Annotated in this window: 11 protein-coding genes; 4 read left to right on the top strand and 7 right to left on the bottom strand. The window is 60.0% G+C overall.

Annotated features, from left to right (window positions below):
* Positions 1–196 precede the first annotated feature (196 nt).
* From ACZ46D_RS10725 to ACZ46D_RS10715, 3 genes are read right to left on the bottom strand one after another with little or no spacing between them, the layout of a single operon-like run.
* Positions 197–1156 (bottom strand): GGDEF domain-containing protein, encoded by a 960-nt coding sequence (locus ACZ46D_RS10725; RefSeq protein WP_464927429.1) that lies wholly within the window; start codon positions 1154–1156, stop codon positions 197–199.
* Positions 1122–1556 (bottom strand): NUDIX domain-containing protein, encoded by a 435-nt coding sequence (locus tag ACZ46D_RS10720; protein WP_464927428.1) that lies wholly within the window; start codon positions 1554–1556, stop codon positions 1122–1124. The genes ACZ46D_RS10725 and ACZ46D_RS10720 overlap by 35 nt, the downstream gene beginning before the upstream one ends.
* Positions 1553–2137: a 5' nucleotidase, NT5C type gene (locus ACZ46D_RS10715; protein WP_464927427.1), complete on the bottom strand. Its 585-nt coding sequence runs from the start codon at positions 2135–2137 to the stop codon at positions 1553–1555. The genes ACZ46D_RS10720 and ACZ46D_RS10715 overlap by 4 nt, the downstream gene beginning before the upstream one ends.
* Positions 2138–2377: 240 nt before the next feature.
* Here ACZ46D_RS10715 and ACZ46D_RS10710 point away from each other — a divergent pair, with 240 nt between their 5' ends.
* The 4 genes from ACZ46D_RS10710 to bioF all read left to right on the top strand — a co-directional run bounded on the left by ACZ46D_RS10710 (position 2378) and on the right by bioF (position 6923).
* Complete coding sequence (locus ACZ46D_RS10710) at positions 2378–3355, top strand: NAD(P)H-dependent flavin oxidoreductase (protein WP_464927426.1); 978 nt, start codon at positions 2378–2380, stop codon at positions 3353–3355.
* Between the two features lie 41 nt (positions 3356–3396).
* On the top strand, positions 3397–4734 hold the full coding sequence (locus tag ACZ46D_RS10705) for a poly(A) polymerase (RefSeq protein ID WP_464927425.1): 1338 nt from the start codon (positions 3397–3399) through the stop codon (positions 4732–4734).
* A 117-nt stretch (positions 4735–4851) separates the two neighbouring features.
* Entirely contained in the window at positions 4852–5775 is a 924-nt protein-coding gene (gene bioB, locus ACZ46D_RS10700; protein WP_464929284.1) for a biotin synthase BioB, read from the top strand.
* Positions 5763–6923: an 8-amino-7-oxononanoate synthase gene (gene bioF, locus ACZ46D_RS10695; protein WP_464927424.1), complete on the top strand. Its 1161-nt coding sequence runs from the start codon at positions 5763–5765 to the stop codon at positions 6921–6923. The genes bioB and bioF overlap by 13 nt, the downstream gene beginning before the upstream one ends.
* Before the next feature lie 87 nt (positions 6924–7010).
* Here bioF and ACZ46D_RS10690 read toward each other — a convergent pair whose 3' ends face one another.
* From ACZ46D_RS10690 to ACZ46D_RS10675, 4 genes are all read right to left on the bottom strand, one after another.
* The gene (locus ACZ46D_RS10690) at positions 7011–7244 is read right to left on the bottom strand and encodes a hypothetical protein (RefSeq protein ID WP_464927423.1); all 234 of its coding nucleotides are present in this window, start codon (positions 7242–7244) and stop codon (positions 7011–7013) included.
* Between the two features lie 189 nt (positions 7245–7433).
* On the bottom strand, positions 7434–8258 hold the full coding sequence (mutM, locus tag ACZ46D_RS10685) for a bifunctional DNA-formamidopyrimidine glycosylase/DNA-(apurinic or apyrimidinic site) lyase (RefSeq protein WP_464927422.1): 825 nt from the start codon (positions 8256–8258) through the stop codon (positions 7434–7436).
* Between the two features lie 15 nt (positions 8259–8273).
* Complete coding sequence (locus tag ACZ46D_RS10680) at positions 8274–8975, bottom strand: TVP38/TMEM64 family protein (protein WP_464927421.1); 702 nt, start codon at positions 8973–8975, stop codon at positions 8274–8276.
* Positions 8972–12112, bottom strand: a complete 3141-nt coding sequence (locus tag ACZ46D_RS10675) for a DUF5714 domain-containing protein (protein ID WP_464927420.1) — start codon at positions 12110–12112, stop codon at positions 8972–8974. The genes ACZ46D_RS10680 and ACZ46D_RS10675 overlap by 4 nt, the downstream gene beginning before the upstream one ends.
* Between the last annotated feature and the right edge of the window lie 129 nt (positions 12113–12241).

Below are 12241 nucleotides of genomic sequence, written 5' to 3'. Positions count from 1 at the left end.
CACGGAGGTCAACCCTGCCAAAAAAATACGGCATAACCATTTGAAAACAAAGAAAATCAATGGGCAAACAGAGGGGGCAGGGGAGGGGGGCTTGGTCGGAAACTCTTTTGGGTGGCAGTATTTTTTTACCGCTTCGGGGGTCAGTTCCGGTGGGCAAGCCGTCGTTGCAATCGCTGCCGTTAACAACGAGCAGAGGTTATTTCGGAACAGCGCTTAATCCTCCGGGAGACGACAGGGAGGGGTCGGCAATTACTCGCTTGCCCCCCTGCTCTTTGCCGGAATAGAGCGCCTTGTCGGCGCGGGCCACCAAATCGGCGATATCCTCCGACCAGGGGGCGCCAGGGTGCCTAAGAAACTGGGCCAGGCCGATGCTAAGACTGGTTGGGGCATAGCTGGACTCATGACTGTACCGCTCTTGGATGCGGTCGGCTATCTGGCCCACCTGGGCAACAGTGGCGTAAGGAATGATGATGGCGAACTCGTCACCGCCGAAGCGGAAACACCAGTCCACATTTTCCCGGGTGCACTGCACAAGGATGCTCCCTATCCCCTGCAGAACCCGGTCTCCGGCCTGATGCCCATGCTGGTCGTTGTACTCCTTGAAACGGTCCACATCGAGCAGGGCAAGAAAAACCGGATACCCCTGCCGATGGGCCCGCGGCACCTCCTCATGCAGTTTCATCTCAAAACAGCGACGGTTATAGAGGTCGGTGAGCATATCGCACATGGAGAGATGTTCGAGCTTTCTGATCAGGTTCTGTTCGCGGATGACCCTGCTGACTTTGGCCTCCAGCTCATCCATGCCAAAGGGCTTGGTGATGAAATCGCTGGCGCCGGCCCGGATAACATCGGTATAGCCATGGATCTCGGCATGGCCGGTGATAATGATGACCTCGATCTGGGGATATTCCGCCTTGACATGCTTCAGGAGCTCCATGCCGTCGCAGCGCGGCATGGTCAGGTCGGTGAGGACCATGGTGAACTCACCCTGCTTGAGCTTGACCTTTGCCTCTTCGCCGTCCATGGCAGTATCAAAGGCATGGCCCAAGGCCACCATGGCACTCTTCAGCATCTCGAGGATGAAAGGGTCGTCATCCACCAGCAGGATACGGGTATTCATTTCAGGCGGCAGCTCGTTGTGCAGCAAAATAGTCACCCAGAATCCTTGAATGGTCAAAGGCCAACGGCGGCAGCGATTCTTCGTGGAATATCGCGACCTCGCCCGCATCATCGCCAGCCACGGGCGTTCCTTCCGCCGTGGCAAGAAAAACCGTGCTCACCGTATGCTGCCGGGGGTCGCGATCCGGTTCGGAATAGGTGTGGAACTGACGGCCCAGCCGGATAGAGAGCCCGGTTTCCTCGAGAGCTTCCCGCACCGCCGCCTGCTCCAGCGACTCCCCGTAATCGACAAACCCGCCGGGCAGAGCCCAGGCAAGAGGTGGATTTTTTCGCTTCACCAGGACAACGCCGCCGCCAAGAGTGATGATGATATCCACCGTGGGCGCCGGATTTCTATGGGCCGGTATTGCCTGGCCGCAAGCGGGACACTGCTTCACCAGGCACCCTCCCCATGACACAGGGCGTGGATGGTGCGCCAGCTCTCCACCTCCGGCAGAGCATGCTTGCCCTGGTTCCAGGGCTGGCGATAGACAATGGGCTGAATGCCCTCTTCCTGGGCAAGCTGCAGGCAGGTTTGGGCCCGGTCATCGACAAAAAAATCCAACCCCATTTCCTTGATATGAGCACCCTTGCTGTCGTGCTCGCCGGTGGCCACCAGGCGCACCCGGCCGTAGACCTGCGGGCCCAATTCATTTTTCAGCCAGCGGGCGATGGGCTTTTTTTGCGGCCGGGCCGTAATGAAGGTGAGGGGGCCATGGTCGGCGAATCCGGTCAACACCTGCCGGGCGTGGCGCATAAGCCGCAGACCGCAGGCAATGGGCTCTTCCAGCAGACGGGAGAAAATTTCTTCCACCATGGCCGGGTCAAGGGCCAGGCAATCCTCCACCTGAAACTCGGTGATCTCTTCCGGGAGGACCTTGGCCCCATACCCGGTTTGGGCCAGGCGGATAAAGGCCTCCATGGTATCGGCGACCACGCCGTCTATGTCAAAGCCGATACGGCTTGGGTGAATAAGCATGCAGCATTCCCTGATCCGTGCATATATATGTTGCAAAGAAGAAGGAAAATCGGGTACATCTTCCCGCCACAGCGCAGCTATTTTAAATAGTTTAAACCAGAAACCGGCAAAAAAGGCAAAAATTCTTCTCTCTGGCCGCGAAAAACCGCCTTTTGGGCCCGGAAGGTTTTCTTGACAAAAAAAACGAAAAAAAGCATAGTTGCTCATTCGTCCTCAAACTAAACGGAGCACCAGACTTTCATGAAGCTACCCCCCCTTACCATCGGCAAGTTCACCGCCCAGGTACCCCTTGTTCAGGGTGGCATGTCCATCCGCGTCTCCACTTCGGCCCTGGCCATTCCCGTTGCCGAGTGCGGCGGCATCGGCACCATCGGCGGTTCGGCCATTCCGCTGGAGGAGCTTCAGGCCGACATCCGCAAGGCCAAGGCGGCAACCAAGGGGATCATTGCGGTGAACATCATGTTCGCCATGAAGAATTTCTACAGCCTGGTCATGGGCTCCATCGAAGCCGGCGTTGACATGATCGTCACCGGTGCCGGTTTTTCCCGGGATATCTTCAAGATCGGCAAGGATACCAACACCCCCATTGTCTCCATCGTTTCCTCGCCCTCCTTTGCCATCCTGGCCGAGAAACTCGGCGCTGCGGCCATCGTGGTCGAGGCCAAGGAGGCCGGCGGCCATTTGGGCACCAACAGGGCCCTGCGCGAGCTTTTTCCTGAGATCCGCAAGGTGGTCAAAAAGGTTCCCCTGATCGCGGCCGGCGGCATCACCAATGGGTATGAAATGGCGGAAATGATGGACAAGTACGGGGCAGACGGCATCCAGATCGCCACCCGCTTCGTCCTCACCAAGGAATGCTCGGTGGCGGAAAGCTTCAAACAGGCCATGCTGCATGCCAATCGGGAAGATATCGCCCTGATCAAGTCCCCGGTTGGCTTGCCGGGCCGGGCCATCAAGACCCCCTTTGTCAAGCAGCTCTTGAGCAATGCCGACCTCAAGGCCAAGGAATGCAAATACAAGTGCCTGAAAAAATGCGACCATGTTTACTGCATCAGCGACCGGCTCACCGCGGCCTGCGAGGGCAACATGGAAGATGGCCTTGTTTTTTCGGGAGAAAATGTCTTTAAAATGAAGGAAATCCTCACCGTCCGCGAGGTTTTCGACCAGTTTGTTTCGCAGGCCGAATCTATGTACAAAGAACCTACGGCGACATATTAAGCAGGAGCCCTATCATCTTGCTCTCCTGCCCCGAAGATCCCATGGACCCTTCCGCTGATCTGGCTGACCTGCCGGAGCCCCTCATTATTCCGCGGGCCGAGCATCCCATCTCCCGCAAGGATATCGACCGCGAGGCCCTGAAGGTGATGCACCGCCTCCGCGACGCGGGCTTTTCCGCCTACCTGGTGGGCGGCGCGGTGCGCGATCTCTACCTCGGCAAAACCCCCAAAGATTTCGACATCAGCACCAATGCCCGGCCCGGGCAGCTGCGCACCCTGTTCCGCAACAGCCGGATCATCGGCCGCCGCTTTCGGCTGGTGCAGGTATTTTTCTTTGGCAACAAGATCGTCGAGGTCTCCACCTTGCGCTGCCGCAGCGAGTTTGAAGAGGGGGAGAAGGAAGAGGACGAGGTGCTGGCCCACAACAACACCTTCGGCTCCGAGGCGGAAGACGCCTTCCGGCGGGACCTCACCATCAACGCCCTGTTCTACGAGATAGAAAACTTCACCATCATCGACTACACGGGCGGGGTGGCAGACCTCAACAATAAAATTGTCCGCATTGTCGGGGAGCCGGACCGGAGAATTATCCGGGATCCCGTCCGCATGATGCGGGCCATCCGCCACGCGGCCAGAAGCAATTTTATCATTGAAGAGCGCACCTGGCAGGCCATTGTCAATAACCTGGAAACCCTGCGCCTCTGCCCGGTTTCTCGGGTGCGGGACGAATTCTTCAAAGACCTGAACAGCGGCGCCTGCGCCCCCTGGTGCCGGCTTGCCGTGGCCAGCGGACTGTTCTTTCTCCTCCTGCCCTGCTATGACGGGATCATCAGCCGGGCGCCCGAGGAACCCTCCCCGGAAACCCGCCTCCTCTTCGCCCTGTGCCAGGTGATCGATCGCTTGCATGGCGAAGGCACCCCCTTGCCGGAACATCTCCTGCTCGCGGTCCTTCTGCTGCCTTGGGCCCAGGCGCGTTTCAACCTGGTGAACCTGCCTGCCGAAGGCCGGGAGGCCTTTACCTTTTCCCGCACCCTCCGCACCCAGATTGACGCCCATCTGGAGCACCTCAATGTCAAGCGGGCCTCCAGGGAGGAGATTACCTCGCTGCTGGTCAATCTTCCGGCCTTTGTCCGCCACGGCGCGGAGCAGGCGTGGCCCGGCTGGCTGAAACGCAAAAGCTATTTCCCGGACGGCCTGCTCCTTTTTCAGCTGTACCAGGAAGCCCTTGGCGGCTCGCCCGCCGATCCGGCGATGCGGCCCGAATCTTCCGCTCCCCCCCGGAGCACCAAGCCCAGGACCGGCAAACCTCGGCCGCCCCGCTCGGAAAGTCGTACCCCCGCGTTTTCCGGCAAGAAGGGCGGGATCTTCGGTCTCAAATAGGTTGGCGCCTGCCGCCGCTTGTTTTTTTAGCCACGAACCCCACGAAACGGCACGAAAAATTTCAACAGATTTCGTGTTCTTTCGTGGCCGATTTTTGGGACAATTATCGTGAAAGCCATGCTTCGTCAGCCCCCAGACCTCACCGAACTCCAGGCCTTGCCCCTGGCCGAACTCATGCGGCAGGCCCTGGCAACCAAACTTGCCCGGCGGGGAACCTCCTTTTCCCTGTGCAGCATCATCAATGCCAAATCCGGCCGTTGCAGCGAAGACTGCCATTTTTGCGCGCAATCCGCCCATTACCAGACCGAGGCGCCGGTTTACCCCTTGCTGGACAAAGCCCAGATCCTGACCTCCGCCCAGGAGGCCAAAAAAAACGGGGCGAGCCGTTTTTCCCTGGTGACCAGCGGCCGGGGACTGGCAAGTGCTGATCTGCCCCAGGTGCTCGATATCATCCGCGCCATCCGCAAAGAGGTGGGGATCAAGGTCTGCGCCTCTCTGGGCATCCTGGGCGAGGCTGAACTCCGTCAGCTCAAAAAAGCCGGGGTTTCCCGCTATCACCATAACCTGGAATCCTCCCGGGAATTCTTCCCACAGGTCTGCACCACCCACAGCTTCACCGATCGCGTGGCCACCATCAAGGCCGCCCAAGCGGTCGGGCTCTCGGTGTGCAGCGGCGGCATCTTCGGCTTGGGAGAATCCGAGGCGGACCGCCTGTCCATGGCCATGAGCCTGGTCGAATGCGGGATTGACTCGGTGCCCATCAATATCCTCATCCCCCTGCCCGGTACGCCCTGCGCTGGGCTTGCCCCCCTGCCCATCGCGGAAATCCTCCGCTCCATCGCCCTCTATCGTCTGATCCTGCCCCAGGCAGCCATCCGGTTGGCGGCCGGCCGCGAATCCGCCCTGGCCGATTTTTTAAGCTCCGCTTTCATGGCTGGCGCTGACGGCATGATGATCGGCGGCTATCTCACCCAGCGGGGCCGCGCCCCGGAGGCAGACCTCCAATTTGCCGCAGAGATCAAACAATTATGGTCGATCTGAAGGCATGGCTGAACCAGCAGCGGGAAAAGGGCGGGCTTCGCAGCCTGCGCCCAGTAATCCGCCGGGGAAAAGGGCGGCTCACCCTTGCCGGAGACGATGAGCGGGAGCTGCTCGATTTCTCCTCCAATGATTACCTGGCCCTTGCCGAACATCCGGCCCTCATCGCAGCGGCCCACGAGGCCCTGAACCGGTTTGGCGCAGGTTCGGGCGCGGCCCGCTTGATGAGCGGCGATCTCGCGGTACATCATGAACTGGAGGAAGCGGTGGCCCGGCTCAAGGGCAAAGAGGCTGCCCTCACCTTCGGCTCCGGCTACATGGCCAACACCGGCATTATTCCCGCCCTGGTGGACCGCCACGACCTCATCTTCAGCGACCGCCTGAACCATGCCAGCATCCACGACGGCTGCCGCCTTTCCGGCGCCCGCCTGGTCCGCTTCCGGCACAACGACCTCAATCATCTCGAAGAGCTGCTCAAGGAAAAACGGGGCACCGGCACAGCCCTGATCGTGGTGGAGTCCATTTACAGCATGGACGGCGACCGCTGCCCGCTACGCGAACTGGTGGCGCTCAAGGAGCGGTTCGACTGCCTGCTCATGGTGGACGAGGCCCATGCCACCGGGGTTTTTGGCCCAAACGGCGGCGGGGTTATTGAAGAGGACGGGGTGAGCAGTGCAGTGGATTTGGCCATGGGCACCTTCGGCAAGGCCCTTGGCAGCTATGGCGCCTATGTGGCGGGGAACAGGGAGATGATCGAGTATCTGGTCAACCGGGCCAGGAGCTTTATCTTTTCCACCGCCTTGCCGCCAGCGGTTGCCGCAACCTCCCTGGCCGCGGTGCACCTCATCCAGCAGGAGCCGAATTTGCGCCGCGAATTGCATGAAAAGATCAGTTGTTTCAAAGGACTGTTGCGGACCGGAGGATACAGCGCGGACCTTGGGTCCTCGCAGATCATCCCGATTCTGGTCGGGGAGAGCGGCGCGGCGCTGGACAAGGCCGATCTGCTTAGAAAGCAAGGGGTCTTCGCTACCGCCGTCCGACCACCCACCGTGCCGGAAGGCACAGCGCGGCTCAGATTTTCCGTTACCCGCCATCACAGCACAACGGATCTTGCCCAGGCAGCCAAGGCGCTGCTGGAGATCATGGGCTAGCGTTTATTTTTGAGGCGGGGGACGCGAAAAAAAGGACAAAAAAATATCCGGGCTGGGAAGAACCCAGCCCGGATATGAAACAGCAGCTTACTTTGCAGCAGGAGCTTCGGGAGCAGCAGGAGCAGCGGCTTCAGGAGCAGCAGGAGCAGCGGCCTCAGGAGCCGGGGCTACCGGAGCGGCAGGCTCAACAGCGGGAGCAGCAGGAGCAGCCTGCTCGACCGGCGGAACTACTGCGGCTTCTTCACTTTTCTTGCAGGCGATCATGCCGGTGGCAAGAAGCAGCATCAGGGCAAAGGCAACGGTTGTTTTGATTGATTTCATGGTTCTCTTCCTCTGTGTGTGTTTTAATAATTGCGACAATGCGCATTACGCTTGGTAGTGATCACTACTGGATCACCCAGCCAACTCTTCCCTCGGTCAGGGGGTGACAAATATGACTTTTATACATCCGCTCCTCGCCTGAGTAAAGGGAAAATATACGCAACTCCAGAAAAAAACGCCTTTCCCCTCTTATTTTTGGCAAAACGGGCAGCAAAAAGTGGCCCGCCCTCCCAACACGGTGCGTACAATCGGCTGGCCGCAACGCAGGCAGGGCTGCCCCTGCCGCCCATACACCGCAAGCTCCAGCTGAAAATATCCGGCCTCACCGCTGACGTTCTCGTAATCGGAGATGGTGGAGCCTCCCATGGCAATGGCCCTTTCAAGAATGAGCCGGCTCTTCTTGACGATGAGCTGCCAATCGAGCTTCATCAACCGGTTGACCGGGGTTAGCGGATCGGTGCAGGCGGCAAAGAGCGTCTCGTTGGCGTAGATGTTGCCTAACCCCACCACCACCCGGTTGTCCATGAGAAAACTTTTCACCGGCTGTCTCTTGCCCCGTGCCTTGGCCAGCAGATAGTCGGCGGAAAAATCCTCGGAAAAAGGCTCCGGCCCCAAACCGGCAAAGGGATCGTTTTCTCGCAGCTCTTTTTCCGAATAGACCTCGACACAGCCAAACCTCCGCACATCGTTAAAACGCATCTCCTTGCCGTTATCCAGCAGAAAGCGGAGATGATCATGCTTGCGGCGGGGGGTGTCCTGCGGAAAGAGGCCGATCTTGCCGGTCATGCCGAGGTGGAACAGCATGATGGCCTTGCCGGTCAGGCGCAGGAGGATGTATTTGGCGCGCCGCTCCACCCCCAGGATGAAGGCGCCCTCGACCTGTTTGTCCATCTTGGCCCGAGGGAAAGGCTTGCGCAGCTTTTTATTGCTGTAGGAAACCGAGAGGATTTTGCGCTTAAGCACCAGGGGGGCTAGCCCTTGGCAGATCACTTCCACTTCCGGCAGTTCGGGCATTGCACAACTCCTTTCTCAGCCTGCGCTCTCGGGCTTGATTTTCCGGATCAGCTTGGGGATGAAGAAGGAGCCGACAAAGAGCGCCAGGGAGAAAAAGACCTTCCAGCTCACCAGCTGCCACCAGTCCCCGGATTTCCAGACCTCGGCCAGGGTGGCGAAGAAAAAGGTGAGGACAAAGCCTCCGGCGAGAATACCGAACAGGGTGCCGAAGAAATACTCCCGAAACGTCACCCGAGTCAATCCCATGCCGAAGTTGAGGGGGGTGAAGGGGAAAAAGATCAGCCGCAGGTAGAGCACCGTGGCAAAGCCGTTGGCCGCGATCCGGTCATCGTATTTTTGCAGCCGGTCACCGATCAACCCCGCGGCAAAATCCCTGCCCAGGTAGCGGCCGATGAAAAAAGCCAGGGAAGCGCCAAGCATGGCGCCCAGCTCATTGTAGAGAAAACCGTACAGGGTGCCGAAGAGCAAGGCGCCGAGGCCGGTGAACAGGGTGGCGGGCAGAAAAAGACAGATGCCCCCGGCATAGAGGAGCACGAAGATCAGCGGCCCCCAAGAGCCAAAGGAGTTCACCAAATCTTGCAGGTAGCCGGGCGAGATATATTCCCGCACCGGGGTAAAGCGAAACAGGATGACCATGGCGGCCAAAAACAGGGCTAAAACCATTGCCTTGCCCACCCCTTTTTTGGGGGCCTTCCCCTGGGTCTCTCCTGGTTTCATGGCGCACCGCCCAACCGTATTTCCGCCTTGCTCCACAACGGACACTGCCCGCCAATGCATTCCCGGTTGGCGGAAAACTGCCGGCAGACAAAATCAGCCTCGGCCAGGAGCGACACCGGCAGAAGGCGGTGGGAAAGAAGCGCCGCTTCCCGCAGGGCCGTGACTGTTTCCCGCTGGCAGCAACGCGCTCCTTGCGTCAGGGCGATCTCGCCCAACACCCGGGAGGTGATCTCCTGCACCTGCTGTCGGGGTTTGGGGGTAAGGGGTGTGGCTTCCAGAAGAACGCTGAAGGCGATGCCCACCCCGGCCGCAGCCCCGCAATTGCCCCAGAAGCCGCAGACCCCGCCCGGCACCTTGCTGCCCCGCTCAATGCCGGTGAGGATGTCTTCCCGGCTGATTTGTCCGCCCAGGTTCCGGTAGGTGGCCAGGATGATGCCCGGGACCATGGCATGGTGCTCCGGACCGTGCAGGGCAATGGCCGGGTGGCGACGGATCGTATCCAGAAGGATCAGCATGTCCTGCTCTTTTGTTTCGGCGCAGAGCAGCCGGATGGCGGAGAGTCCGTCCTGTTGGTGGCAACCATCGCAGATATAATGGCCCTCGACACAGAGTGCGTTGGTTTTCTTGATCCCGCCGCAATAATGGCAAGCCACCTCCCGCTCGTGGGCAAGATAGCCGATCTCCTTGCCGCAGGCCATGCAGCCCGAGGGATGCCGCCCACCGCGCCGGTCGGGAAGGGCAACAATCTTACCCGGCGCACGCTCTTTTTGGCCGTCGTTGCAACAGCCGTTATTCTGGAGCAGAGGGGCCTCGGGCCCGGCTGGCGGCGTACAGCAACTATTTTCCAGAGCCAGATTTGCTACCCCCCCTTGCCTATCGAGAACAAAGAGAGAATCCCCCAGGCTTTCCGCCTCGCTGAGAGATACCGTTGTACGCCGGCCTTTCAGCAGCATACCCCCACTTTCCGTCCACACCGCGGCAAACGGCCCCCGGTAGATGACCTCCACCTGGAGCGGTTCTTCCGGCTTATAGGCCCGGAAGGTGAGCGAATAGAATTGGGTTTCCCCCTCGAGCCGATAGGGGAAGCGCTTGACCAGGCTGACCCCGGCAAAACCGGCACCCCGGAGCATGCCCAGCAGATCCTCCTGCCGCATCGCCCCGCCCAGGCATTCGCCCCGGAACTGTTCGTTATTTCTGATGGCCACCGGGATGGGCCCATCGGTGACAATGTCGGAGACCACCAGCCTGCCGCCCGGTTTCAATATTCGGAAGATCTCATGCAGGGTTTGCCGCTTGTCCGGGCTCAGGTTTATCACGCAGTTGGAGATCACCACGTCGGCAGTGGCGTTTTCCAGGGGGATGTCTTCGAGAAAGCCTTTTTTAAACGCCACATTGTCATAGCCCAGTCGGCTCACCACCGTTGCCTTGGCCACCGCGGCCAGGTGGAGCATCTCCTCGGTCATGTCGATGCCGATCACTCGGCCGGCTGGCCCCACCTGGGGGGCGGCCATGAAACACTCGACGCCGCTGCCGCTTCCCAGATCCACCAGCACCTCGCCGGGTTGCGGCTCGGCATCCCGAACCGGACTGCCGCAGCCGTAGGATTTCTTCCGGCTTTCCGCCGGGATGAAATTGGCCAGGGCCTGATCCGGGGCAAAGGGATTGACGATCTCCTCGTTGGCAAAGAGCGCGGCCCGGCCATAAAACTCCCGCACCGTGGCGTGCCCCTGGTCATCGGCCAGGGAAACCACGCAGTTGCAATGGGTAAGGGTCACCTCCTGGCCGGTGTCCGGGCAGTCGTGGCGCACCTCGCCCATGCGCAGCAGAATTTCCCCCTTTGCCCGGGCAGGGTATCGGCGGGCCTGCCTGCTGATCAGCCAGAGAGCCAACCCGTTGTAGAGCTCCACATAGGGGTCGTGTCCGACCACATCACCACCGGCCAGATAGCTGTGGTCGATATCGCCGCCGCCCACCAGAAAGCGCAAGGGATTGGCCAAGTAAGCCTCGCTTGCAGCCAGGGAAGACTTGCGGATCTTCTCCAGCACCGGACTCTGCCGCCAGACTGCCTCCAGCCCATCGGCCAACGCGCCGCAGGCCAAATCCGCAAGGCCGACCAGGGCGGGGGAGGGGTAGATCACCCCGTCCGGCCCCACGGCCAGTGACTCCCAGGCTGTGTTGGACAGGTCATGCCGGGTGCCGGGGGTGCTGAAAACTTGGCTGCGCAGGGATTCCACATTGTCGATGCGCACCCCCATTTTCTCGGCCATCTCCTGGGCCCGGATCAGCTCGGGAAGGATCAGGGATGGGGCGACAAACTGCTCCAGGCTCCCCTTGCCCCGAACAAAATGCCAGAGCAGGTGGATGTTGCCGACTCCCTGGCCGGCAGCAAAAGCGACAATCTCGGCCAGTTCCTGGACATTGTCCCGGTTCACCGCCACGGACAGGGTAAGGGGGAAACCTGCTTCTTTGAGCAACCGGAGGCTTTCCAGCAACCCGGCAAAGGTGGTTTTTCCCCGCAGCGCCTCATGCCGTTGCGCCAACCCGTCCAGGCTGAGCTGTAAGTGAAACCGTTCCCTGGGTAAAGGTGCCAGCTCGGCAAGATGCTCCTTGATCAACAGGCCATTACTGAGCACCACCACATGGATCTTTGGATCGACAAGGAGCTCCGCCACCATGTCGACAAAATTCGGATAGACAAAGGGTTCACCCCCCGTGAAATAGAAGAGGGTGCAACCCAGCCCCTTGGCCTCAACGATCCCCTGGGCCAGGGCTTCCGAAGAGAGGGTCGCCCCCTGGGCAGGGGAGGAGGCGAAAAGACAGTGGTGGCAGGCGAGATTGCAGCGGTCGGTGAGATGAAACCAACATTCCTTCAGGCTGTTCAGGGTGAGCAGCGGGTAGCGGCCGCGGTACGGAGAGACCTTCCCTTCGGCAAGCTGGGAGACAAGCCGCCGGGCCATGAGCATCCGTTCGCCGAGCCCTTGTGCGGCAGGCGTGTTGCCGAGACCGGGATCTTTCCCCTGTTGCAGCTCCTGCAACAGACAATCAGCCGCGTGATCCGGCACGAACCAGTCCGGCCTTTCCGGCTGCACATACACCGGGGTTCCGTGCTGCTCCAAGCGTTGCCATTCTTCAAACATGCACAGGTCTCCTGGGATTGCCATCTGGAATTTAATGATTTCCTTCAATATAACGCACAAGCGCAAGGGACGCAAAGAACAAAACAAAAAACTTAGCGTCTTGACCCCGTTGCGTTATAACTAGAGGCA

The organism is Thiovibrio sp. Mzg5 (genome assembly GCF_055379285.1).
Note: the sequence above shows the minus strand (reverse complement) of the source record. Positions and strands in the feature narration are given on the sequence as shown.